The organism is Parasediminibacterium paludis, from assembly GCF_042651445.1.
Classification (GTDB): domain Bacteria; phylum Bacteroidota; class Bacteroidia; order Chitinophagales; family Chitinophagaceae; genus Parasediminibacterium; species Parasediminibacterium paludis.
In genome coordinates this window covers 171208-197258 of sequence record NZ_JBHSDC010000029.1, presented here as the reverse complement: position 1 = coordinate 197258, position 26051 = coordinate 171208, and the positions used below count along the sequence as shown (strand labels likewise).

Genomic DNA, 26051 nt, shown 5'->3' with positions numbered 1-26051 from the left:
CCTTGCAGCCTTCAAAGTATGTAGTATGAAAAAACACAACTTCAATTCTGGTCCCTCTATTTTACCACAAACCGTTTTAGAACAAGCGGCTCAAGCTATAATGGAATTTAATAATACGGGTTTGTCTTTATTAGAAATTGGGCACCGTACTACCTATTTTATGGAGGCGTTGGCAGAGGCAAGGGCTTTGGTGAGGGAATTGATGGATTTAGATGATAGTTATGAGGTATTGTTTTTACATGGGGGCGCTACCACACAGTTTATGCAAGTACCCATGAACTTGCTAGATACCAACGAAACAGCCGCATATTGCGATAATGGCATTTGGGGCAATAAGGCGTTAAAAGAAGCGAGTTTATTTGGCAATGTAAATGTCGTAGCAAGCTCAAAAGATAAAAACCATACCTATATCAACAAAGGTTTTGACATTCCTGCGGATGCAAAATATCTACACATTACTACCAATAATACCGTGGAAGGCACACAATGGCACCATATTCCAGATACTAATGTGCCTATTGTGGCAGATATGAGTAGCGATATTTTTAGCCGCCCGCTTGATTATAAAAAATTCGCATTGATTTATGCTGGTGCGCAAAAAAATATGGGTGCGGCAGGCGTTAACTTGGTGGTGGTTAAAAAAGATATATTGGGCAAAATCACACGCCCTATACCCAGCATTATGGATTATGCCAAGCATATTGCGGCAGATTCGTTGATGAACACACCACCTGTATTTGCGGTGTATGTGGCATTACTTACCCTGCGTTGGATAAAAGCGGAAGGCGGCTTAGAAGAAATGGGCAAACGGAATTTAGAAAAATCAAATTTACTCTACCAAACACTTGATAGTTTACCAATATTCACTCCCACCGTGGCTAAGGAAGATAGAAGCCAAATGAATGCGGTATTTGTATTAACCAATCCTGCACACGAAGCGCCATTTTTAGAACTTTGTAAAGAAAGGGGCATGGTGGGCGTAAAAGGTTATCGTACGGTAGGTGGGATAAGGGTAAGCATGTACAATGCGTTGGCATTGGAAAGTGTTCAAATCTTCTGCGATTTAATGCATGAATTTGCCGCTTCGGTTAGCTAATCTTTTGTACTTCTAGCAAATGTTTTTGAGGGATTATTTGTTGGTGATTGCCTATTTAAACTTGTGTTTATTCGTATAAATTGAGGTAGCAGGTTAGGGAAACCGAGTAAGCTTTACATTGAAAGAAAGGCAATAATGTTGCCAATGGCAAAGAAGGAGAGAATGATTTAATGAGTCGTATTAAAACTATCCTTAAAGCTATTGCAGGCAGCAAAATTGGTTGTGTAACAATGTTATTTAAATATTTTATCATCCAGTAAGCTAGCACAGGGTAGATTTAATGAATAAATACAGATATTTGCGGCATGTCAGACATTAGACCTTTTAAAGCCTTGCGCCCGCAACCACAGTTTGCCAAGCAAGTTGCTAGCCGCCCTTACGATGTATTAAATAGTGCCGAAGCCAAAGTAGAAGTGCAAGGCAATCCCTACAGTTTTTTAAACATTACCAAAAGTGAAATCAGCCTACCAGATGGCATTGATAGTCATAGCCAACAAGTGTACGATAAGGCCAAAGAAAATTTAACTGCCTTTATTCAACGTGAAACCTTGTTTAGAGAAGATAAACCTTGCTATTATATCTATCAGCTTATCATGAATGGGCGCAGCCAAACAGGATTGGTATGCGTAAGCAGTGTGGATGATTATGAAAGAGATATTATTAAAAAACACGAATTTACAAGACCAGAAAAAGAGCAAGACCGTATCAATCATATTAAAACCACAGGTGCACAAACGGGTAATGTGTTTTTAGCCTATAGAAATAATGCAGCTATAGATGCCTTGATAGATAACTGGAAAGCTACCAAAAGCCCGCAGTACGATTTTGTAGCTGATGATGATATTCAACACACCATTTGGATTGTAAGCGATAGTGAAGCTTGCCAAACCATTACCGATTTGTTTGCAGCGCAAGTGCCATGTACTTATATTGCTGACGGCCACCACCGAGCAGCGTCTGCGGCCAAAGTGCGCAAAGCATTGGGCGAAGCTGCTACACCAGAAAGTGATTATTTTTTAACGACGTTGTTTCCTTCCAATCAGTTATATATTATGGATTACAACCGCTTGGCTAAAGATTTAAATGGTCTTTCTGAATCTGAATTTATAGCTGCCGTAGAACAAAGTTTTACAGTCACTAAGCTAGCTAAAGACGCTTTTAAACCAGCAGCTTTGCACGAGTTTGGTATGTATCTTGGCGGTACTTGGTACCAATTGGTAGCGAAAGAAGGTACTTACTCTACCGACCCAATTGGCATACTAGATGTTACCATTTTGCAAAACAATTTACTAAGTAATATATTAAATATCAACGATCCTCGCACCGATACACGCATTGATTTTGTAGGCGGTATTCGTGGCTTACAAGAGCTTGAAAGACGTGTAGACAATGGCGATATGGCCGTGGCTTTTAGCTTATATGCCGTAACTATCGAGCAATTATTTGATATTGCAGACAGTGGCAACGTCATGCCACCAAAAAGCACTTGGTTTGAACCTAAGTTAAGAGATGGTCTGTTAACGCATTTGATTTACTAATTATTATTAAAGACTTTCCAAGTTTTTAAAACTTGGAAAGTCTAATAAAACATCGTTATGAAGTATTTTGTCATTATTGCATTGGTTATTGGTAGCTTGTCTCATGCTGTGGCACAACAGCCCACAACAAAAGACCTATATCAAACAGCTAAAAATTTTATGCAGCAAGGCGATTATGACAATGCGACATTGGTTTTTAATAATGTATTGAAACAAGAGCCAGATAATGCAGCTATACTGAAAGATTTTGCGTACCTCAATTGTCTTAAAAGAGACTATCCAAAAGCCATCAGTATTGGTAAATACTTAACCGAAAAGCCCGATGCAGATGTACAAGCTTACCAAGTACTTGGTATAGCCTATAAAGGCAGCAAAGACTATGCAAGCTGCTCTAAACTGTACCAAATTGCTTTAGCAAAGTATCCTAACAGTGGTATTTTATACAATGAATATGGTGAATTATTAGCACTTGATAATAACTTGCCTATTGCCATTCAAGCTTGGGAAACTGGCATTGCTAAAGACCCAAATTATGCCAATAATTACTACAATGCTGTCATGTATTTTGGAAGATTTGATAAAAACTTACTATGGCAACTACTGTATGGCGAAATATTTATTAACCTTGAAAGCAATACACAGCGTACCGCAGAAATTAAAAGTTTATTACTAGATGGTTATAAAAAACTATACACCGACTACGATGTAGAAGCCTTAAGCACCGATTTAAAACTTACATTTTTTGAGCGCAGTATTTACGAAAACCTAGCCAAAACAAAAGCTATTACAAGCACAGGTGTTACACCAGAAAATATTACAGCCATTAGAACACGCTTTGTATTAGACTGGTTTTATAACAAAATGGATGAAAGACAACCGTATCCATTATTTAACCATCACCAATTTTTAATACGTGAGGGCTTATTTGATGCCTATAATCAGTGGCTATTTGGCGCCGCTGCCAGTCCGTCTGCTTATCAAATATGGTTAAATACACACGATAAAGAAGCGGCCGCTTTTAAGCAATATCAACAGAATAAGGTGTTTAAATTGTCTAAATAGTTACCACTGATTAAAATGAGTGTCATGATTTATTATGATTTGAAAGATTTTATTGGATGATTTTGATATTGCCTTAAATCATGCCAATCGCTATTTGTCAAAACTTATCTTTGCTTTCCTTTTTAATGTGGGTAAAAGCCCAATAATGTATCTAGCCGATGTGGTAGTCCGCTTAAAGTGGAATGAAGTACATATGTATTACTACTGTCGGTAACCAAAACAAAAAGCCATGTTTAACAACAGAACAAAAATTAAAGCACTACTCGCCAGTGCAGAAACAGGTCAGGAAGTGATTGTAATGGGTTGGGTTCGTACGTTTAGAAACAACCAATTTATAGCCTTAAACGATGGTAGCACCAATCATAATTTACAAGTAGTAATCGCACTAGGCTTGGTAAATGACGATACGCTAAAACGTTTAACCACAGGCACTTCTATTAAAGTGGCAGGTACGGTAGTGCCTAGCTTAGGTAAGGGGCAATCGGTAGAAGTACAAGCCACAACTTTAGAAATTTTAGGCGATAGCGATGCTGATAAATATCCTTTACAGCCTAAGAAACATAGCCTAGAGTTTTTGCGTGAAAAAGCACATTTGCGTTTTAGAACCAATACGTTTGGTGCTATTTTCCGTGTGCGCCATGCTTTGGCATTTGCAGTGCATCAGTTTTTTAATAGCCGTGGTTTTGTGTACTTACATACGCCTATTATTACCGCTAGCGATGCGGAAGGTGCAGGTGAAATGTTTAGAGTAACCACCTTACCAATGGATGGTAGCGCACCTAAAAATGACGATGGTAGCATTAACTATGGCGAAGATTTCTTTGGTAAAAGCACCAACCTTACGGTAAGTGGCCAGCTTGAAGGCGAGTTGGGTGCGATGGCTTTTAGCGATATTTACACATTTGGCCCTACGTTTAGAGCAGAAAATAGTAATACGGCACGTCACCTTGCAGAGTTTTGGATGATTGAGCCAGAAGTGGCCTTTAACGACCTTGAAGACAATATGGATTTGGCAGAAGACTTTATCCAATATTTGATTAAATATGTCATGGACAATAATCTAGAAGACCTTGAGTTTTTAGACCAACGCTTAGCGGAAGAAGAAAAACAAAAGCCACAAGCAGAACGTCAGGAATTTGGTTTGCTAGAGAAATTGCGTTTTGTGACTGATAATAAATTTGAACGCATTACGTATACCGAAGCCATTCAAATATTGTTAGATTCACCGCATTACAAAAAGAAAAAGTTTAAATATGATGTGTCTTGGGGTATTGATATGCAAAGTGAACATGAGCGCTACTTGGTAGAAAAGCACTTTAAAAAGCCAGTAATTGTTACCAATTATCCTGCTGCCATTAAAGCATTTTATATGCGCTTAAATGATGGTTGCGAAGCAGGTAAACAAACCGTAGCGGCGATGGATATTTTAGCACCAGGCATTGGTGAAATTGTAGGCGGTAGCCAAAGAGAAGAGCGTTTAGAAAAGCTAGAGGCGCGTATGGCAGACATGCACATACCTGCAGAAGAAATGAGCTGGTACTTAGATACACGTAGATTTGGCAGTGTACCACATGCTGGCTTTGGCCTTGGTTTTGAGCGTATGGTATTATTTGTAACCGGTATGACGAACATTAGAGACGTCATTCCATTTGCCAGAACACCAAAAAACTGTGAATTCTAAACACGTCCCGATGGCTATCGGGATTAGAAGCAATTGTACGAATTACACGAAATTATTGTGTCATTATTTTAGAGAAATATGATTCAACGAAGCCTGCTAACTCAACTTTAGCAGGTTTCTTTTTGTTACTACAACATCTAAGTTTTTATTTCAAACGTATTTATCAGCATGAGTAATCAACACATTCAGCAATTGCAGGCAGCTATTGCACCCTATAGGGCAGTATTGGTAGAACATCCATTGTACAGTCAGCTACAAAATATCTCACAAATACAGCTATTTACAACGTATCATGTATTTGCGGTATGGGATTTTATGAGCCTGTTAAAATCGCTACAACAACAGCTTACTTGCACCACCACACCTTGGGTACCGATAGGCAGTGCTAATACAAGGTATCTGATTAACGAGATAGTATTGGGCGAAGAAAGCGATGTGGATGAACAAGGTAACCGTACCAGCCACTTTGAATTGTATCTAAAAGCCATGCAACAACTGGGGGCAGATACAACTACCATTGAACAATTACTTACTTATATTAATAATGGTGTAGATGTCATGACCGCTATGGATCAATTGCAAATGCCTGAAGCCATCAAAGCATTTGTCAGTTTTACCTTTGATATTGTTCAGAACCACCCTGCACACGTACAAGCGGCGGTATTTACATTTGGCAGAGAAGATTTAATACCAGCTATGTTTTTAGGTTTGGTAAAAGATTTATCAGTTAGCCATCCTGAACAAATAAGTACGTTAAAATACTATTTAGAACGCCATATTGAAGTAGATGGCGACCATCACAGCCACTTAGCTATGGAAATGGTAGCCCAATTATGCGGAGCTGATGCTAGTAAATGGCAAGCTGCCACTGAAGCCGCTATTTTAGCTTTACAAAAGCGTCATTTACTGTGGAATGCCATTAGCCAAAAGCTAGAGGATGCCGCATCTTTGGTCTAGGAAAAATTATTTTTAGGTTTTCACAAAAAAACAGTCAGATTATTTCTGAAATTACAAACTAGCTATTATATTTGCAGCCCTTTACGGATGGTGCGGTAGCTCAGTCGGTAGAGCAAAGGACTGAAAATCCTTGTGTCGCCGGTTCGATCCCGGCTCACACCACATCCCAAAATGCAAACCCACAGTTATTGTGGGTTTTTTATTGATGATAATTAATGAGTTATCAAACTTTTAGGCAGATATTATGCTGGTTTATTAATTGGGTGATTTTTACGAAATAAGTTAATTTTCAACTCAACTGATGCATTTACTGACGCATTTGGCATTGAAATGATTTAACATTTGCGATACACTTGTCATGTTTTTTTGTGAACTGGTATTGTAAAAACTGTTCTATAAATAGTAGACAGCCGAGATATCTCCTTACTAAAATAAAGTCGATCCATTATCAGCTTTAGACATTACAGCATTAAGTAGTGATTATGTTCGTAAGGGTAGCAATTAGGTATGCAGGACGAAATGGTCAGCTAAATGTTAGGCTAATACTAGAACGTACAGAATCAGGATTGAGGCAATAAATAGCAGGTTTTTTATCAAAAGACCAAAAGTCCAAGAATAAGGATTATCCATTCTTGGACTTGTCTTGCTAATCGTCATTAGAGATTAATAAAAGAATTGCTCAAGCACAATTTTACCATCTTTAACTTGGTACACACATACTTCTTCAATTGTCATTCTACCACGTCCAATGAAGGTGGCGTCCATGATCCAAGTAATTGCAAAACTGTTCCCTGCAACAATAGGTTCAGAAATGGTTGCACTGTGAAAGGCTTCTACACCCGCTTGAAAAGCCGCTGCTTTTCCTTTTATGGCGTCTAAGCCAATTACCACTCTAGCACCCATCATCTCATTTGCTTCAATGCTTTGCGCATCTTCGGCGTATAGGGTTGCTTGTACTTCGTCAATATTTCCTTGACGACAAAGTTCTACCAATTTGTTTGCTACTTCAATTGTTGTCATAGTTTTTATTTTTTAGGTTTAAAAAGGGAAGCTACACTTATTTCCACAATTTTAAAGTTCCAAAACATTATTATTCTATTACCAACATTGAATGCATAACAACATTGCAAAAACAGATTTTTGTATTAAAACAAGTGTTATTATTTACCCAGCGCTACTATTTAAATATATAAAACTGTAGCCCGTCTATCTCAATTTTAGATGGTTGACACCCTACGCTTGCTTACGCTATGCCTTTCGATATGGGCGATCATTGACATTGCTTTTATGCGAGCTACATTTGATTATCCGCAATCAGCCCCCTCATAAACAGACTTACCGCACAATGATAGGGCGTTTGGCGAGGCTGAGCCATTGCAGCAAATTGCGCACACTTTACCGGATCCTTCATTACACAACGACCAAATGCAGATGCTTTTGCAAACAACCTGCGTCCTTTTAATTGCGCAGCACTTGGCTGGATGTTTTTCATATTGGGATAAGCAGTTACCACCGTCTTATTACCATATTGCTTATACACATATTTTTTACCAACCTGTCCTCTAAGGCTTTTACTTAGAATCCCTTTTGCTATTGCCATACTGCCTATTTTAAAGATTTAAAAATACAGATTAATTATATATTAAGCGTAGCTTAAAAATATTCTTACCCAAAAAGAAGTCATGTAATAGGTAGTCGACTTTACAATTATCCGCAAGGGATGATCATATACAGAAGCCTATTTATTCTGTATGAACGTAGATCTTATGCTGGGTATCCCCTAAAAAAACAGCTTCGGCGTAGGCACTATTATCTACACCGAAGCTGTAAAACCTTGGTTCCAAGGCCAGCAAATTATTCGCCTTCTAGCCCTATCAAACGGATACCCGCTTTGTTACATTGCTCATTAAATAGGCTAATGGCTGCCAAGCATCGCTTTTTCTGTTCCGCTAAACCCATCCATTGGGTATGCAGTTCTGCATAACGCGACTGCTCGGTTGCAGTGATATAAGGTATTGCATTATCGACGTTGCCTTTTAGAAATATAAAACCTGAGCAGAGTTTATTTTCAAAATTGATTACATCGTCATTGCTTTGCGATTTGGGCTGAATCAATTGTTCTTCCCATGTTTTGATGGCTGTAACCAATGTTTTCGATTGGCTAGAAAGGCTGTCGTAACTGGTATTACCTTCAACTCTGGCACTAAATTGTTCTAGCTGATTTTTAATTTTGCGCATATGCACTACAGATACATTCAAATCGGTGATATCATCAGCAATCGCTTTCAGTAATTGATCTTGCGCTGCATATTCTGCGGCCGAAGCCGTGACCGTTGGATCTGGTAAAAGCTTAAAATCACGCTCATAGCTTTTTCCATCAATGGTCAGCTTTACTGTATAATTACCCGGAATCGCCATTCTACCTTTAAAATCACCTTCCACATACACATTGTCAATGGTTGGTAAATTGGCATATTGCAGATCCCAAACAAACTTATTAAGGCCATTACGCAAAGTAATTTTCTCATCCGCATCCAATTGGTTATTGCTGGTGTTCAGCTTTGGTTTCTCTTTATAAAAAGTTCTTATGGTATTTTTTGATGCATCTAAAATATCGATGGTCACATTTTTTATGGAATCTTTATTCTGTAAATGAAAATAAATCACTGCACCTGAGGCAGGGTTTACCATTGTTGTTTTGATTTTTGTAACGGGCATGTCATCGGGAAAAGATTGATTTAAGGGGCTATAACTACTGGCTCGTACCGCATCTTTTACTGGCAAAAGATCAACTGCTGTATTAGTAGCAACACTATTTTGTCTGAGTGGCGTTAAATCATCTAATACCCAAAAAGCACGCCCTTGTGTAGATGCCAAAAGATGGTCTTGGTGGAGTTTTAAATCAGTGATGGGTGTAACTGGTAAATTGAGCTGTAATGGTTGCCATTGTTTGCCTCCGTTATAAGATAGGTACAACCCTGTTTCCGTTCCAGCGTACAATATATCTTTTACTTGATTGTCTTCTCTTACCACCCTTACACAAGCCCCATAAGGAATACCTTCTGTTAATTTTTCCCAAGTGTTACCATAGTCGGTTGTTTTGTAAATAATCGGTGTAAAATCGTTCAACTTGTACTTATTTACAGCGATATAGGCAGTTGCCTTATCGAAAGGAGATACTTCAATAGCATTGACCAAACAACCTTTCATATTTGGAGGTGTAATATTGGTCCAGTTTACGCCACCATCTTTGGTTAGGTACACCAAGCCATCATCGCTGCCTGTATAAATAACCCCTTTTTCTAAGGGTGATTCCATTACATAAGTGATGGTACAATAATTTTCGCCACCAGCTCCTTCATTGGTGTAAGGCGTACCACTAACGCCCATTTTACTCGTATCATGTGTTGTTAAATCAGGCGATATCACTTTCCATGATTTACCAAAATCTGTTGTTTTAAACAACACATTACCAGCATGATAAAAAGTACCAGGTTCGTGGACTGAATAAATAATTGGTGCATTCCAGTTGAACCGGTATTTCATATTTTTAGGTTCTAAGGCTTGGTATTCGGCAGGATATTCCATTACTTCTACTTGGTGATTGGTTTTAGTATCCAATAACCCTATCGTGCCTTGATAACTACCACCCATAACATATCTCGGATTGTTGGGGTCAAAAGCTAGGAAAGCAGATTCTCCGCCAGCACTAAAAGACCAATCTCGAATAGTAATACCACCATATCCATCACCTTGGCTGGCAATTTTTACAGAGGTATTGTCCTGCTGACCACCATACAAATGATAAGGATAGAGATTATCTGCATTGACGCGATAGAATTGGGCGGTGGGTTGGTTGTCTTGGCTAGACCATGTCACTCCACCATTGAAAGTAATAGCAGCACCACCATCATTAGAAACAATCATGTTTTTACTATTCGTAGGATTAATCCATAATTGATGGTAATCGCCATGTGGCGCTCTAAAAGATTGCCAAGTTTTGCCACCATCAATAGACTTAACCGCTGGAGAATTTAACACATATACAATATTTTCATTGAGTGGGTCGGCAACAGATTCAATATAATACCAGGCGCGTTGCACCAAACGATGGTCTTTACTTACCCGCTCCCAATGCCCGCCTGCATCATTTGAAACAAATAAGCCGCCTAGTTCTTTCTGCGAATCACTTTCTACCACCAAATACAGTTTCTCTGAATTGGCTTTTGTAAGTGATATGCTCATTTTACCTAATTCTTTTGGCAAGCCATTTTGAATTTTTTCCCAAGTATCGCCACCGTCGGTGCTTTTATACAAACCGCTGCCTTTACCACCACTTCTCACCTCCCAAGGTAAGCGGCGGTGGTCCCACATAGCTGCATATAATATGTTAGGATTATTCATATCCATTGATAAATCAACGCATCCTGTGTTATCGTCTACAAACAAAACTTTATCCCAAGTTTTGCCCCCATCAGTGGTTCTATAAACGCCTCTATCTGGGGTAGCACCATGTACAGCACCCTGCGCTGCAACATAAGCGATATTAGCATTTTGTGGATGGATGCGTACATTAGCAATCTGTCTTGTGGCGTCTAATCCCAAGTGCTTCCATGTTTTACCAGCATCGGTAGATTTATAAACGCCATCGCCATAAGATGACATAACACCTCTCATGGCATGCTCACCCATACCCACATAGACTGTATTAGGGTCTGATTCGGCAACAGCCACTGCACCCACAGACCCGGTTTTAAAATACCCGTCCGATATATTATTCCAAGTAAGACCTGCATCTTCTGTTTTCCAAACGCCACCGCCTGTGGTGCCCATATAATACACCAAAGGATTGCCAACGACTCCTGTAGAAGTCACCGATCTTCCACCACGCATTGGCCCAATATTTCGCCAAAGTAGAGGTTTATAATAGTCGTTAGCATCTGTTATTTTCACAGCATGACTGTCTTTGGGTAGTGGTGTTTTTTTCTGAGAAAAAGCAGCCACAGATAAGGTTATACACAAGCAACAAGAAAGAGATTTCATCATAATACAGTAGTTAAGCGGCGAATAAATTAGGTTTAAATATACAGGAATTGTTAAAAAATACCATCCAAACTTGATTAGTTTAAACTATATTAATATGTAACGATATCTGTGCTTTGTCTGATTATTGGCATCCTCAACGTGCAGATTTACCGTTCGCTGGATTTGTTTAACATTTTTCAAGAGAATGCTTTACCTTAATCCCTCAATACCACTACATGAGAATCTCAATTACCCTTCCTTTTTTATTGTTATGCGCTTTCTCTCAATCTACCATTCAGGCGCAAGTAGATAGTAGCTATTTTGCCGCTTTGAAATGGCGAATGATTGGCCCACATAGAGGCGGCCGCACTGTGGGTGCGGTAGGTGTTCCTCAACAGCCGAATGTTTTTTATATTGGTGTTAATAATGGTGGTGTTTGGAAAACCACCGATTATGGCAGAACATGGCTACCCATTTTTGATGGCCAATCTACTGGTTCAATTGGCGATGTAGCTGTAGCGCCCTCCAATCCTAATGTGCTCTATGTTGGTAGTGGAGAAGGTTTGCAAAGACCCGATTTATCTGTTGGCAACGGCATGTATAAATCTGTTGATGCGGGCAAAACTTGGCAACACCTAGGATTAAAAGATGGTCAGCAAATAGGTGGTATTGCCGTAGATCCTACCAATGAAAATAGGCTATTTGTGGCGGTACTTGGTCATCCTTATGGCCCCAATTCAGAACGCGGCGTTTATCGCAGCACAGATGGTGGTAGTAGTTGGGAAAAGGTGTTGTACAAAGATGACAACACAGGTGCGGTGCAAGTAGCCATCGATCCTAAAAACCCCAACGTTATTTATGCTGATATGTGGGCAGGTAGACAAGGCCCTTGGGAAAACGGTGCTTGGAACGGCCCAGGAAGCGGTTTATTCAAATCTACCGATGGTGGTAATACTTGGCAGCAATTGACCAATGGTTTACCAACTGTGGCCCAAGGCTTGGGCAGAATTGGGTTTTGTATTGCGCCGAGCAATCCAAATAGACTGTACGCAACGGTTGATGCAGGAGATAATGGTGGCATGTACAGAAGTGATGATGGCGGCCAACACTGGAAGAGTATCAGTAATGATGGACGATATTGGGGAAGAGGCAGTGATTTTGCAGAAGTAAAAGTAGATCCAAAAAATGAAAATATTGTTTATACCGCTAATGTGGTAGTTTGGAAATCGACGAACGGTGGCAGTACTTGGAAAGATTTTCGTGGGGCGCCGGGCGGTGATGATTATCACCGGATTTGGATTAATCCAGATAATTCCAATATCATGCTGATTGCAGCCGATCAAGGTGCCATTATTACCGTGAATGGTGGCGAAACCTTTTCTTCTTGGTACAACCAACCTACTGCCCAATTTTACCATGTGAGTACAGATAATGCGTTTCCTTATAATGTGTATGGCGGACAGCAGGAAAGTGGGTCAGTTGGTATTGCTTCTAGGGGTAATGATGGTCAAATTACGTTTAGAGAATGGCATCCTGTAGGGGTAGAAGAATATGGCTATGTGGCAGCCGACCCATTAGATCCCAATATTATTTATGGTGGTAAAATTACCCGTTATGATAAACGTACTGGGCAGGTTCAGAATATTGCGCCCGAAGCGGTCAGCTCTGGGAAATACAGATTTGTAAGAACAGCGCCCGTGTTGTTTTCACCCGTGAATCCCAAAACCCTATTTTTTGCAGGCAATGTGTTGTTTAAAACCAATACGGGTGGTCATTCTTGGCAGGTTATTAGTCCCGACCTTACACGTGCATCTTGGGATATTCCTGCTAGTGTAGGTATTTATGCCACCGAAGAATTGAAAAAAATGCCTAGAAGGGGCGTCATTTATACTGTTGCACCATCGCCAAGAGACAGTGGTATCATTTGGTGCGGTACAGACGATGGCTATATTCAATTGACAAAAGATGGAGGTAAAAACTGGACAAATACCACACCGCCATCTATTAGCGCGTGGAGTAAAATTTCTATGATGGATGCCAGCCATTTTGATAACAGCACGGCCTATGCGGCCGTTAACCGGATTCGGTGCGATGACATGCAGCCGCACATTTACAAAACCACTGATGGGGGTAAAACTTGGAAAGAAATTGTCAACGGCTTACCAAACGACCCCATCAATACCATCAAAGAAGACCCCTATACCAAAGGTTTATTATTTGCTGGTTCAGAAAGAGCCGTCTATGTGTCGTTTGATGATGGCGAACATTGGCAGCCCTTACAACAAAATATGCCAGCCACTTCTATTAGAGATTTAGTTATCAAGGATGATGATTTGGTAGTAGGTACCCATGGGCGTTCTTTTTGGATTTTAGATAATATCACCCCTTTGCGCCAATTAACCAAAGCGCCCACTGGCTTGGTATTATTTAAACCACAAACTGCCATCCGTGTAAGATGGAATACCAATCCCGATACCCCTTTGCCACAAGAAGAACCAGCAGGACAAAATCCGCCAGACGGCGCTATCATTGACTATTATTTAAAATCAGATGCAACTACGGTAGTAACCCTTACTATCAAAGACAGCAAAGGCAAAACCATACGCAGTTTTAGAAGTGACGATCAGCCTTATGCGATTCCCCCCGTTAATATTCCTTTGTATTGGATACGACCACAACAATTATTATCATCTACGATGGGTGCACACCGTTTTTTGTGGGATTTACACGATGCGCCACTAAATGTGGCACCTTCTTATCCAATAGCGGCTGTTTATGGCAATACGGTACCAGAGCCTACCTCGCCTTGGGTGATGCCAGGGGTATATACTGTGGAACTAACAGTTGATGGACAATTGGTTAAGCAATCTTTTACGGTTAAAATGGACCCAAGGGTAACAACTCCAATAGCAGCTTTACAAGCGCAGCGAGATTATTCAGAAATCTGCTATCAAAATCGAATAAAAGCGTCACAATATATTGATGCCATTACTGCCTATAAACAATCGCATCCAGAGATGTCTAAAGAAACCGCGCAACAGCTTATTGCTTTTGTGGGAACAGCTACTAGAAGAAGGGGCAGCAGCAATAAAGACATCAGTTTTGGTTCATTGATCAGTGGTTTTGATGCCGTCTTGCATTCTTTGCAAGAAGCGGACCTTGCCCCAACAACACAAGCCGTAGCAGCCGTAAAACAATTGAGCGCTGATTTTGAAGCACTATCACAAAAATGGTTAGCCTTCGAAAAAAAATAATTATATCTGCAAACCGAAATTTTTTACAACACACCATCAAAAACGCATATGAGAAAATTATTATTAACTTCATCCATTTGCTTAGCAACATTGTTTGCAATTGCACAGAAAAAGAATACCAAACAAGAAAGCCCTGTTAAAGAAAGCGCTGCAGACTCGGTATTTTTTTCGAAAATAAAATACCGAGAGGTAGGCCCATTTAGAGGTGGAAGAAGTGGTGCAGTAGCTGGCAGTTATAAAAATAAAAACACATTCTACTTCGGTGCTACGGGTGGCGGTGTGTGGAAAACAACTGATGGCGGTAATAATTGGAAAAATATTTCTGATAAATATTTTGGCGGCAGTATTGGTTCGGTGGCGGTTGCACCGAGCGATGAAACCGTTTTGTATGTGGGCGAAGGCGAAAGTACCTTACGTGGTAATGTGAGCGAAGGCCTTGGCGGCATGTGGCGAAGCGATGATGGCGGTAGAAGTTGGAAAAATATTGGTTTAAAGGATACCAGACATATTGTAAAAATAGTGATTCATCCAAAAGACCCAAATACCGTTTGGGTAGCTGTGATGGGGCATATGTTTGGCCCAAATGAAGATCGTGGAGTTTATAAAACAACTGATGGCGGCAAAACTTGGAAAAAAGTGTTATATGTGAATAGTCAAACAGGTTGTTCGGATATTACCATGGAACCCAACAACCCATCTATATTATATGCAGGTTTATGGCATGTGATTAGAACACCATATAGCATGGAAAGCGGGGGCGATGGAAGTGGTTTATGGAAAAGTACAGATGGTGGCGACACTTGGATTAATCTCTCTAACAAAAAGGGTTTATCAAAAGGGGTATGGGGCATTGTAACGGTGGCTGTGGCAGCTAGCAATACTGATAAAATTTATACGGTAATAGAAAACGCCAAGGGTGGTTTATTTGCAAGTGAAGATGGGGGCGAAACTTGGACCTTGCAATCCAATGACAACAATATTCGCCAGCGTGCTTGGTATTATTCTCGTGTATTTGTGGATCCTAAAAATGAGCATATCGTGTATTGTCCCAATGTGAATTTTATGCGTAGTAAAGATGGGGGCAAAACATTTCAGGCCGTTAATTCAACACCACATGGCGACCATCATGATCTATGGATAGACCCAGAAGATGGTAACCGCATGATTGTAGCAGATGATGGGGGCGCACAAGTAAGTTTTGATGGCGCTGCTAATTTCAGTAATTATTACAACCAGCCTACTGCCCAGTTTTATCGGGTAACCACCGATAATGCTTTCCCTTATAGAATATTGGGTGCACAGCAAGATAATTCTACTGTACGCATTAAAAGCCGAACTTATGGCAATGCTATTACACAAGACGATTGGCAGCCAACGGCTGGTGCAGAAAGTGGTTATGTGGTGGCAGACCCTTTAAATCCAGACATCGTTTATGGGGGCAATTATGGTGGTTTCTTATCGCGTTTAGACCATAAAACAGGCGAAAATAGAGCTATTAATGTATGGCCTGATAATCCTATGGGCGCTGGCGCCGACGTACAGAAATATCGTTTCCAATGGAATTTCCCTATTTTCTTTTCGCCACATAATCCAAAAAGGTTGTATGCCTGTGGTGATCATTTGTTTGTTACAGAAAACGAAGGGCAAAGCTGGGAAATGATAAGTCCAGATTTAACTACCAACGATAAAACTAAACAAGTATCTAGTGGTGGTCCTATTACGAAAGACAATACATCGGTAGAATATTATTGTACCATTTTCACTGCAACTGAATCGCCTTTGGAAAAAGATTTGTTGTACACTGGTAGTGATGATGGCATTCTAAGTGTGAGTAAAGATGGCGGTAAGCATTGGGATAATGTGACCCCAAAAAACTGTCCAAAATGGATGATGTGGAATACTATCGAAACTGACCCATTTAAAAAAGGCGCTGCGTATATTGTAGGCACCAGATATAAGTTGGATGATTACACACCCTATATCTACAAAACAGAAGATTATGGTCAAAGCTGGAAGCTTATCACCGCAGGCATCGACCCAATGCATTTTACAAGAGTGCTTCGCGCCGATAAAAAAAGACCAGGTTTGTTATATGCAGGTACTGAATTTGGCATGTATATCAGTTATGACGACGGTGCTAATTGGAAAAAATTCCAGTTAAATCTACCGATTGTGCCAATTACCGATTTAACCATTAAAGAAAATGATTTAATTGTAGCCACACAAGGTCGTGCATTTTGGATGATTGATGACTTAAGCCTACTCCAACAAAAAGATAATACCGTTACCAATCGAAAGCTGCATGTATTTACCGTTAATGACAGCTACAGAATGGAAGGCGGCGGAAGCAGCCGCAGACGTGGCGTTGCATTACCTCACAATGCGGGTATGAATCCACCTAATGGTGTGGTATTCAATTATTGGTTGAAAGATGCTACTGACACGTCTAAAGTGAGTATCTCTATCTATGATAAAAAGGGCATGCGCATTAAAACATTTAGTAAAGACGCCAAAGAGGAGTATAATAAATTAGAATTTACCGCAGGGATGAACCAATTTGTGTGGGATATGCTGTATCCGCCTGCCGAAAAACTAGACGGATTAATATTATGGAATGGCAATGTAGAAGGACCAAAAGTAGCGCCAGGAACATATACTGCTAGCGTCTATTATGATGGCGATTCAGTAAAAGTTCCATTTACCATTAAAGGCGATCCTAACTATGCCATGACAGAGGCAGATTATGATGCACAAACAGGCATGCTATTACAAATACGTGATAAATTCAGTGAGGTACAGAAAGCCATTAAAACGATTAGAGCGGTACGTAGTCAGATAACTGATTTCACAGCCAAGATGGATACCGTTGCCAACAAAGCTGTCAAGCTAATGGCAGATAGCATTAGCAAACAAATTACAACTATCGAGGAAGCTTTGTACCAAACCAAATCGAAAAGTGGGCAGGATGTATTGAATTTTCCAATACGCCTAAACGATAAAATCAGTGGCTTGTATGATGTTGCAGCTAGCGGTTATAATCCACCCTCTAAGCAAGTAAAAGAAGCATTTGCCGATTTATCTGCCCAAGCAGATGTGCAATTAACCAAATTGAAAAAAATAATGGGTGAAGCGCTGCCAGCCTTAAACACCCTGATTCACAATCAACAAGTGCCAGTTATAAGCATTAAAGATTAAAAAGTACTATGGAGTCTATCAATTTGTTAGATGCAACGGCAGTCATCGGTTTGATGGCTGCCGTTGCATTAACCTTTAATATCTTATTTGGCATGCTATTAAGCTGTGCTTATAAACAAATACCATTGTGGAAACAATTACCCACTTGGCTAAAACGCTTATCATTATTGGATTTACACAATTGGACAGCCTATATTGCTTTACTATTGGTAGGCTTGCATCCAACTTTATTATTGCTAGATAAAGCCAGCAAATTTACTTGGGTAGATGTTCTATTCCCCATCCATGCACCGCATCAAAAACTAGAAGTTGCTTTAGGTACCATTGCTTTTTATGCGTTGATTGTGGTTATGATCACCACGCAAAACGTAGTGAAAAAGAGAATGGGTTTTAGAACATGGAAAACGATTCATCTTATATCTTATGGCACGGCGCTTTTGTTTATCATCCATGGCATATTCATGGATCCTGAATTAAAAGACAAGCCTGTAGACTTTTTAGACGGTGAAAAACTAGTAGCAGAAATCTGTGGTTTGGTATTGGCAATGGCTACCATTTTACGGTATAAATATTATGTTAATAAGCAAAAGAAACGTTTGGGTTAATGACTAAAAATTAAGCGGCACTAATAGCTTAACACTAAAATTTCTACCCATATTAAATACGCCAACCCTACCTGTTGTGTAGTTTACAGGGAAGTATTTAAATCTGCTCATGTAATCTATATAATTTATATCAAAAAGATTGGTACAATTAAGGTAAATACTGAAAACGGTTTTGCCTTTAGCAACAATATCGCTGCCCGCACCAGCACTGCATAATGTATACCCTTTGGTACCTGTGTTACTAGCAGCATATTCATAAGGCGTAAGTGCTGTATTAAGTCCGCTATAAATGGCATATTGGCGATAGATATTGTTTTGCGCAAAGCAATTTAATACCCCAAACTTAATATAGGCATTTTTAAAAATGCTACCTTCTGCGGATGCGAGATGGTATTTAATATCAGCGGTAATTCTTGCAGGTGGTACAAAAGGCAAATATTTCATAGAATCAGCTACCTGTTTCAACCCACCGTTAACTATACTTAGGGCGGTATTTATTTCAAGACCCTTGATAGCGGTGGGATGTAGATTAATCGTCAGTTCTCCACCATATAAATTGGCTTTGCCTTGGGTATATTTATAAACAGGCGCTGCGCCAAAACCCACCGCACTTAAAGAATTGTTGATAGAATCGCCGCCCAATACACTGGTTAATCCCTTGGCGTAAATAAATTGCTGTATAGCATTATTAAACAAATTTATTTCAAATGCAATATCTTTAGTAGTGATACCAAAAGCAATATCCGATTCAATACTTGTTTCTGGTTGCAAATGCGGGTCGCCTATTTCGTATACCACCGTGCCGTCGTGTACGCCGTTTGCTGCACATTCAGCCACATTTGGTGCGCGCCATCCACCAGCAATATTCGCTTTTATGTACACATTTTTACTAATATCATAGGCTGTACCAAAACTATACGATAAGCCGCTGAATTTGGATGTAAAGCCTTGAAACTCATGAATAGCATCTTGTGCATTTGGCGCAGCAGGCGCTTGATTGGTAGAGTCTACCCAATGATCTTGCCCTGAGAAGCTTCTTGTATCAAAACGAAGTCCACCACTCATATTCCATTTGCCAATTTTCTGGTTGGCTGTAACAAAAGCACCTATTTGAAAAAAATGATAATCAGGAATTAGCAATAAAGTACCCAAGCTTTTAGACGATTGATAAACGCCATTTGTACCTGTTGAAAAACTAAAGCCTTTGAATTGGGGTGATACATATTTAACATCATAAGTAGCACCGTTAGAGGCATAATAAATAGTAGAAATATCTGGAATAGTAGGATCATTATTTTCTTGCCGCTGGTTTTTTTGATAAGAAAAAATGGCCTTGATTCTACCCTCGCCTACAGCCATACTATTGTCCCAAACCAGTTTGGTATGTTGTATACGTTGATTAATAACTAGTGGGGTGTAAGCTATTTTTTCCTGCTGTGTGGGCAGCACATAAGTTACCGCACCGCCATTTAAGTTGGGATTATAAATAGCATGCATCAATCCACCAGTAGCAGAATCTCTTGTGCCATCTACAATGCCCGTGGCCATATTAAAATAACTGGCACGTATTTGCGAATAGCCCCATTGTCTTTGCAATGCAATTGTAGCATCTGTATTAAAATTACTAAACTGCGAATTGAGTACATAACCATCCGCTTTATTTTGATAAGCATGTGCCATGGTATGATCTATTCTAGCACTAAAAGCAATACCCTTTTTTGTGCCGCTGAGTTGAAACATATTAGCAATTAATCCATTATTGGTTTGGTAATTGAGTAAGACGTTGTCATGCATTTGCCCTTCGGGCAAAGCACTTTCAGGTATCAAGTTTACCACTCCAGCAATGGCATCAGAGCCATAAGCCAATGAGGCTGGGCCTTTTAGTACTTCATATTTATTAACGGCATTAGGGTCTGCTTCTATGCCAAATTCGTCGAACCAAGATTGGTCTATTTGCGCTACCCCATCTACGATCGTAAGCACACGGTTATAACCCAAACCTCGAATCACTGGTTTAGAAATACTTTGGCCATCGGTAATAGCGCTAACACCTGGCAGAGTAGCTATGGCATCAATGACATTGGTAGCAGTATTTTCCAACAATTCACGCTCGTTTCTAATGGCAATAGACATTGGTGTTGTCCGCTTATTGGTTGAGGCGACAACACCTGTAACAATAATATTTTTTAAGTTGAAAAAAGAAGGCTGCAGTGCGAAATTTTGTTGTGTAACACCCTTAATATCAACTGACTCAATGATTTTTTCATATCCCAACATCGTAATTTCTAGAAAATAATGGCCACTTGGTATTTTTTGTAACGCGTAATTACCGTTACTATCCGTTAAAACCCCTCTATTTAAGTCAGGTATATAAATAATAGCACCTTTAATTGGGAGTTCGGTTTTGGCGTCTTTTAACTTGCCTGTTAAACCAGTTTGACCAAGTGTTGCTACACAAAGAAAACATAGAGACATACAAAGGGTTAGTAGCTTTCTCAGCATATAATAATTTATTTTGGCTAATATAAGCTATCGCAATATTATTTCGAGTTTTAGGGGTAATTTTTGTAGCTCAATGGTTGTAAGAGGCAAATACATGTGAATTGCATCCTTATAGTATAAATATTTTTATATTTGTAATAATTACTCTTAGCGCTACAATTTTACCGTAAATGGCGCAATCGTCAGCCATTAGGTTGGCTATTAAATCTAATAATAGCCCGGGTTTCGTTACAACGCTTATGAAAATGACGACCTACTAGCTCTAGCGGAGATTAGAACCATTGGTTTCATAATCATGGATTTACTATTTCTTAATCATAAATTTACTTAATGAACATCATTTAATTTATAAATAAAACTTTATACTCGGTTTAGTTGAGTTTTGCATTTTCAAATTATTCGCAAACTGACAATTGATTTCATGAAATTCCAACAGCAAGCACCCCTAACTCATAAACCAAGGTACGAAAATGGTTTTCCTGATTTCTTCAATAGGTTAACGACAATCGTCTTTTTTATTTTATTTATTTGCAATATCAGTTTTCTACTTTTTAAATTCCACCACCAGCAATGGCATTTTGGAGGCGTATTGCGTATCAATGGGTTCACGCTTCTAATATGGACGGTGGTAAGTTTTTTCAGTGCAGTAATAAGTACCTACAGTGTCACCTATCTGAAAGGTTTTAAATATCATGCGCGTTTTACCAGTCTTAGTTGTGGGTTTACACTAGCCGTTATGCTTTTGGTGGCAAGCGATCATATAGCACTTTTATTAATGTCATGGTTCTTAATGGGATTCTTTATGTCTCGACTTATTGGCGTGGATGCTGATTGGGTGGAGGCGCAGGAAGCTTCAAAATTTGCGCAAAAATACTTTCTAGCGTCTGGACTATCATTGACATCGGGCATCGTATTATTGGCCATAAATTCTGGTGATGTTAGAATAAGTGCTATTACAGCGCAATTAGGCGTTTTACCTAAACCTATTATCCTCCTATCTGCTATTTTTATCATTATAGCGGCACTTATTCAATCCGCTATCTTTCCTTTTCACCGGTGGTTGCTATCGGCTATGACAGCACCAACTCCTGCATCTGCGCTTATGCACGCTGGATTTGTTAACGGCTCGGGCATATTGCTTACCCTATTTGCAAGTTTGCTACTAACTACTCAAACGCTTATGCTATTATTTATTGTCGGCGGTATTACCGCAATCGTGGCGCAATTCACCAAGTTATTACAGACTAGTATCAAGCAAAAGCTGGCCTGTTCAACCATTGCACAAATGGGCTTTATGATTATGCAATGCGGACTTGGCTTTTTTAATGCGGCAGTGGTGCACCTCATTTTGCATGGGTTTTATAAGGCTTATCTTTTTCTCTCATCTGGGGAAAATATACAGGCATCTACACCCCAAAAGCCATTAGCTATCCAAATTAAACCGCTTCAGGCAGTTGCTGTTATCATTGCAGGCATACTAGGCGCCTTCATATTTGCCACCCTAACAGGAAAAGGAACGGCTTTGAATAGCAGTATTTTTCTCACCCTGATTGTAGCCATTACAGTGGGTCAAGCGACTTATAATATCGTAAAGCAAAGCTCGCTATCTTATCTACAAAAAATAGGTTTACCAATCCAGATATTTCCATTTGCGATAGCTTGTTATGCATTCATTTATAACAGCATCACGACCTTACTGAATGATATGCCCGCTACTGAAGTGCCTTCTTCCATTTCTATAATACAGATTCTGTTTGGTGTCGTGTTCTTAGCGGGATTCTTTATCATGAAACTCGGTATCTACAAAAAAGTGCCTTGGATTTATGTTGCATTATTGAATATATCACAACCTTATCAAAAAACTGTTTTAATGTCTAAAAATAAGTCCATATGAGCAACCAAAGTTTACATGATTGTATCGAGCAAGCTTCCTCAATCATTGGAAAAACTTGGCCACTATATGGCTTTGTTACTTCCAATCCTTTATCTGGCTATGAAGCATTAGACTTCCAACATGCTATTCAGGAAGCGACTAAATATATTGGCGGTGCGGCTTTACCTACTGGCACCATGTTCCGAGAGGCATGGGAGAACGGCGAATTTGATGTAGATATACTTCAAGAAATACTAGTAGAAGCTGATTTTTTTCAGGATCAGGAACATTATTTAAAGGTGTTAGAGTCGGCCGAAGCAAAGCCAATTTACAATAGTACCCAACTATTAGATAGAATAGTGACTAAGTGGCTTTGCGCTTTTATGGATGAGGGGATGGCGGAGTGGGAAATGCCAGGCAGATCTAAGGGGTTTTTTGCGTCATGGCGAAGATTAGCTATTTATGACCAAGAACTAGGCTTTTCTGCAATGACTAAAATACCCGAAACTGCCGAGGAAGCCTTAACCATCGTATTAGACGGCTATTCTTACGAGGAGCGCATTGATTTATGTAAATACCACATAGCAGCATTGCCGGGCTGGACAGGCTATATTAAATATCGGGTGACAGAGGGCTCACTATGGCAGCAAAAATGTCCGGTAACCTTAAAAGATTATTTGGCTGTTCGGTTATGGATAGCGAAGCATTTGTGTGCTGAAGCTATTGCGGCACCAACGGCGGTACAACTACCATCTGAATCGTTTAAATTACATTATATCTGGCTAAAAGCTTGGGAAAAAAGCTGGCAGCACCAAATGACAGCCCGCCTGACTAAAAACTTAACAGAATTAGAAACGGCGCCCAAAATTGAAAGAACACCTGCAGTTCAGATGGTATTTTGTATTGATACGAGATCGGAGCTGATTAGGCGGCACATAGAGGCAAAGGGCGACTATGAAACTTTTGGTTACGCAGGCTTTTTCGGGATTGCTACAGATTATCAAGACCAAACAAGCGGCTTGATACGTAAATCTTGTCCACCCATCTTATCTTCTGCTTATACTATTTACGAAACACCAATACCTGGAAAAATAGCAGAAGTTACAAATTTTCAACGACAAAAAGGGCATCAAAAATTTGCAGATTTTCTTACAACGCGTATGAAAAACATGTTGCCTTCTGCATTTGGTTATGTAGAAGGTGCAGGCTTATTTTATGGCTGTTCCCTGTTGTGGCGGACCGTCTTTACTAGGTTTTTTAAAGGCTTTAAAAGTATGAGTGCCGATGCACAAGAAGCTATTTGTAGACCTGACCTGCATTCAAACTCATCTGAAGAAAATAAGAACAATATTACATTGGATGAGAAAGTGGCCATTGTACGTTCAGCTTTTGTATTGCTAGGTTGGCAGAAATTTGCGCCTTTGGTAGTATTTACTGGCCATGGCAGCCACTCGGCCAATAATCCTTTTGGATCTAGTCTAGATTGTGGCGCTTGCGCCGCAAGTCCGGGGCGCCACAATGCTCGGATGTTGGCCAGCCTCGCCAATATGCCAGAGGTAAGAAATGCATTGCGTGAGCAATTTGGAATTGACATTCCAATGACAACATTTTTTATAGGTGCTGAGCATAATACCGCTACTGATGATATTGTACTTTTCGATGCCGAAGTACCCGAATCTCATCGCCAACTTACAAAACGATTAAAAGCAGATTTATCTGAAATGAGTCATTCTGCGATAAGTGAAAGATTGGGACATAAAAACGGTGCAAAAATAGCACTCAAAAAATCTGAAAACTGGGCTGAAACAAGACCAGAATGGGGACTAGCTGGTAACGCAGGCTTTATTGTTGCACCACGAAGTATTACCAAGGATATGAATCTCGGCGGTAGGTGTTTTTTACATTCCTACGATTGGCAAATGGATGAAGAGGGTCTATCATTGGAAATGATTATGCAGGGACCAATGGTAGTGACCCAATGGATTAATAATCATTATTATTTTTCTACCGTTAATAACGAGAAATTTGGTGGAGGATCGAAAATAACCCATAATGTTACTGGTAAATTTGGCGTGGTTCAGGGAAATGGCGGAGACCTAAAAACTGGTCTGCCTTTACAGTCTGTAAATCGTTCAGACAAAAGTATATTTCACCAGCCCTTGAGATTATCAGTCATTATCCAGTCGCCATTGCAGCGAATTAAAAACATACTTTTAAAAAATAATCAGTTACAACAACTCATCGATAATGAATGGATTTATCTGATGGTTATGGATCCATTGTCTAACAATGAGATTAGGCAATACGACAAAAATGGCGCTTGGTTGTTGGTTAGTCATGAAAAATAGCAACGCGCATGTGTTATCATTTCAATTATAGGTCTGCTATCAAAGCATTATTTGGGCAAGAAATCATTGGTGATTGAATAATATCATTCACAGCAAATAAATACATTCTATGATATAAAACTGTATCACTCTATTATTGATTACAACTTAACTTGCGCATCTGCAATGATCAATTACTAAGGCATTATGGAAATAGACACACATTGTGTACGCGCAGATGAGGAAGGATTTAAAGGTCAGATACTAGATGTTATGCTGAAATTGGGTTATTATCGTACCCAACATCTTATGTTTACCTGTATTCAAACACAAGCAGATGAAAATAGCTACGTGATACCAGTATTTTGGCTACGTACCAATGTAGCTACTATCAATGAACACAAACAAGCACGTAGTATTCGTAAAAAGTGTGCCCAATTTACTGTAAACATTGTACCTGCAGTAGTTACTGACGAGGTAGAAGCCTTGTATCACTTGTACCGCCATCACGTGCCTTTTAATACCAGTGATACCTGCACATCGTATTTACACCAACCTTATCTAGATAATCCATTTGAGTCGTACATGGTACAGGTACGAGATGGGGCTTTACTAATAGCTGCAGGTTTTTTTGATAAAGGCAGTAGAACCATAGCTGGTATCATGAATATGTATCACCCAAACTATCAAAGCTTTAGTTTGGGTAAATACCTTATGCTACAAAAAATAGATTTTGCTAGGGCTAATGGTATTGCCTGGTATTATACGGGCTATATCAGCACGGCAAGCACGCGCTTTGATTATAAAACCTTCCCCGATATCGCATCTGTAGAAGTTTATTTGCCAGTAGAAAAAAAGTGGGTGCCGTATAGATTTATGGATAAAACGCATTTGCATGATTACTATATGAATTATTTGGTATAGTAACACCTTGTT

15 protein-coding genes and 1 tRNA gene are annotated in these 26051 nt (G+C 39.6%); 12 read left to right on the top strand and 4 right to left on the bottom strand.

What is annotated here, in order from left to right; all coding sequences use genetic code 11:
* Nucleotides 1–25 precede the first annotated feature (25 nt).
* The 6 genes from serC (at nt 26) to ACFOW1_RS14705 (ending at nt 6496) form a co-directional block, all read left to right on the top strand.
* The gene (gene serC / locus ACFOW1_RS14730; protein ID WP_379015314.1) at nt 26–1096 is read left to right on the top strand and encodes a 3-phosphoserine/phosphohydroxythreonine transaminase; all 1071 of its coding nucleotides are present in this window, start codon (nt 26–28) and stop codon (nt 1094–1096) included.
* A 305-nt stretch (nt 1097–1401) separates the two neighbouring features.
* Nucleotides 1402–2634, top strand: a complete 1233-nt coding sequence (locus ACFOW1_RS14725) for a DUF1015 domain-containing protein (RefSeq protein ID WP_379015313.1) — start codon at nt 1402–1404, stop codon at nt 2632–2634.
* 57 nt (nt 2635–2691) lie between these two features.
* Nucleotides 2692–3696 carry a tetratricopeptide repeat protein gene (locus ACFOW1_RS14720; RefSeq protein WP_379015311.1) on the top strand — a complete coding sequence of 335 codons (1005 nt, stop codon included), beginning with the start codon at nt 2692–2694 and terminating at the stop codon, nt 3694–3696.
* A 229-nt stretch (nt 3697–3925) separates the two neighbouring features.
* Nucleotides 3926–5377 (top strand): asparagine--tRNA ligase, encoded by a 1452-nt coding sequence (asnS, locus tag ACFOW1_RS14715; protein ID WP_379015310.1) that lies wholly within the window; start codon nt 3926–3928, stop codon nt 5375–5377.
* Between the two features lie 168 nt (nt 5378–5545).
* Nucleotides 5546–6334 (top strand): DUF3050 domain-containing protein, encoded by a 789-nt coding sequence (locus ACFOW1_RS14710; protein WP_379015308.1) that lies wholly within the window; start codon nt 5546–5548, stop codon nt 6332–6334.
* A gap of 89 nt (nt 6335–6423) precedes the next feature.
* Nucleotides 6424–6496 (top strand) — tRNA-Phe (locus ACFOW1_RS14705).
* 501 nt (nt 6497–6997) lie between these two features.
* Here the strand turns inward: ACFOW1_RS14705 and ACFOW1_RS14700 are convergent.
* The 3 genes from ACFOW1_RS14700 to ACFOW1_RS14690 form a co-directional block, all read right to left on the bottom strand.
* The gene (locus tag ACFOW1_RS14700) at nt 6998–7354 is read right to left on the bottom strand and encodes a SnoaL-like domain-containing protein (protein ID WP_379015306.1); all 357 of its coding nucleotides are present in this window, start codon (nt 7352–7354) and stop codon (nt 6998–7000) included.
* 274 nt (nt 7355–7628) lie between these two features.
* The gene (locus ACFOW1_RS14695; RefSeq protein WP_379015304.1) at nt 7629–7934 is read right to left on the bottom strand and encodes a hypothetical protein; all 306 of its coding nucleotides are present in this window, start codon (nt 7932–7934) and stop codon (nt 7629–7631) included.
* Between the two features lie 254 nt (nt 7935–8188).
* Nucleotides 8189–11380 carry a WD40/YVTN/BNR-like repeat-containing protein gene (locus tag ACFOW1_RS14690; protein WP_379015302.1) on the bottom strand — a complete coding sequence of 1064 codons (3192 nt, stop codon included), beginning with the start codon at nt 11378–11380 and terminating at the stop codon, nt 8189–8191.
* A gap of 215 nt (nt 11381–11595) precedes the next feature.
* Between ACFOW1_RS14690 and ACFOW1_RS14685 the strand changes: the two genes are divergently transcribed.
* From ACFOW1_RS14685 to ACFOW1_RS14675, 3 genes are read left to right on the top strand one after another with little or no spacing between them, the layout of a single operon-like run.
* A complete protein-coding gene (locus ACFOW1_RS14685; protein ID WP_379015301.1) occupies nt 11596–14613 on the top strand; it encodes a VPS10 domain-containing protein in 3018 nt (1005 codons plus the stop codon).
* 48 nt (nt 14614–14661) lie between these two features.
* Complete coding sequence (locus ACFOW1_RS14680; protein ID WP_379015299.1) at nt 14662–17808, top strand: VPS10 domain-containing protein; 3147 nt, start codon at nt 14662–14664, stop codon at nt 17806–17808.
* Between the two features lie 8 nt (nt 17809–17816).
* Entirely contained in the window at nt 17817–18413 is a 597-nt protein-coding gene (locus ACFOW1_RS14675) for a ferric reductase-like transmembrane domain-containing protein (RefSeq protein WP_379015297.1), read from the top strand.
* A gap of 3 nt (nt 18414–18416) precedes the next feature.
* On the opposite strand, the gene ACFOW1_RS14670 is transcribed toward ACFOW1_RS14675, so the two are convergent.
* Complete coding sequence (locus ACFOW1_RS14670) at nt 18417–20888, bottom strand: TonB-dependent receptor (RefSeq protein WP_379015295.1); 2472 nt, start codon at nt 20886–20888, stop codon at nt 18417–18419.
* A gap of 448 nt (nt 20889–21336) precedes the next feature.
* On the opposite strand from ACFOW1_RS14670, the gene ACFOW1_RS14665 reads away from it, so the two are divergent.
* The 3 genes from ACFOW1_RS14665 to ACFOW1_RS14655 all read left to right on the top strand — a co-directional run bounded on the left by ACFOW1_RS14665 (nt 21337) and on the right by ACFOW1_RS14655 (nt 26039).
* Nucleotides 21337–22809, top strand: a complete 1473-nt coding sequence (locus ACFOW1_RS14665; protein ID WP_379015293.1) for a proton-conducting transporter transmembrane domain-containing protein — start codon at nt 21337–21339, stop codon at nt 22807–22809.
* On the top strand, nt 22806–25136 hold the full coding sequence (locus ACFOW1_RS14660) for a DUF2309 domain-containing protein (protein WP_379015291.1): 2331 nt from the start codon (nt 22806–22808) through the stop codon (nt 25134–25136). The genes ACFOW1_RS14665 and ACFOW1_RS14660 overlap by 4 nt, the downstream gene beginning before the upstream one ends.
* A 186-nt stretch (nt 25137–25322) precedes the next feature.
* Nucleotides 25323–26039 (top strand): hypothetical protein, encoded by a 717-nt coding sequence (locus ACFOW1_RS14655; RefSeq protein ID WP_379015289.1) that lies wholly within the window; start codon nt 25323–25325, stop codon nt 26037–26039.
* Nucleotides 26040–26051 lie beyond the last annotated feature (12 nt).

What these genes read in the sequence shown, in the direction of transcription:
- serC (WP_379015314.1), top strand. Translation starts at nt 26, where the DNA reads ATGAAAAAACACAACTTCAATTCTGGTCCCTCTATTTTACCACAAACC.
- ACFOW1_RS14725 (WP_379015313.1), top strand. Translation starts at nt 1,402, where the DNA reads ATGTCAGACATTAGACCTTTTAAAGCCTTGCGCCCGCAACCACAGTTT.
- ACFOW1_RS14720 (WP_379015311.1), top strand. Translation starts at nt 2,692, where the DNA reads ATGAAGTATTTTGTCATTATTGCATTGGTTATTGGTAGCTTGTCTCAT.
- asnS (WP_379015310.1), top strand. Translation starts at nt 3,926, where the DNA reads ATGTTTAACAACAGAACAAAAATTAAAGCACTACTCGCCAGTGCAGAA.
- ACFOW1_RS14710 (WP_379015308.1), top strand. Translation starts at nt 5,546, where the DNA reads ATGAGTAATCAACACATTCAGCAATTGCAGGCAGCTATTGCACCCTAT.
- ACFOW1_RS14700 (WP_379015306.1), bottom strand. Translation starts at nt 7,354, where the DNA reads ATGACAACAATTGAAGTAGCAAACAAATTGGTAGAACTTTGTCGTCAA.
- ACFOW1_RS14695 (WP_379015304.1), bottom strand. Translation starts at nt 7,934, where the DNA reads ATGGCAATAGCAAAAGGGATTCTAAGTAAAAGCCTTAGAGGACAGGTT.
- ACFOW1_RS14690 (WP_379015302.1), bottom strand. Translation starts at nt 11,380, where the DNA reads ATGATGAAATCTCTTTCTTGTTGCTTGTGTATAACCTTATCTGTGGCT.
- ACFOW1_RS14685 (WP_379015301.1), top strand. Translation starts at nt 11,596, where the DNA reads ATGAGAATCTCAATTACCCTTCCTTTTTTATTGTTATGCGCTTTCTCT.
- ACFOW1_RS14680 (WP_379015299.1), top strand. Translation starts at nt 14,662, where the DNA reads ATGAGAAAATTATTATTAACTTCATCCATTTGCTTAGCAACATTGTTT.
- ACFOW1_RS14675 (WP_379015297.1), top strand. Translation starts at nt 17,817, where the DNA reads ATGGAGTCTATCAATTTGTTAGATGCAACGGCAGTCATCGGTTTGATG.
- ACFOW1_RS14670 (WP_379015295.1), bottom strand. Translation starts at nt 20,888, where the DNA reads ATGTCTCTATGTTTTCTTTGTGTAGCAACACTTGGTCAAACTGGTTTA.
- ACFOW1_RS14665 (WP_379015293.1), top strand. Translation starts at nt 21,337, where the DNA reads ATGAAATTCCAACAGCAAGCACCCCTAACTCATAAACCAAGGTACGAA.
- ACFOW1_RS14660 (WP_379015291.1), top strand. Translation starts at nt 22,806, where the DNA reads ATGAGCAACCAAAGTTTACATGATTGTATCGAGCAAGCTTCCTCAATC.
- ACFOW1_RS14655 (WP_379015289.1), top strand. Translation starts at nt 25,323, where the DNA reads ATGGAAATAGACACACATTGTGTACGCGCAGATGAGGAAGGATTTAAA.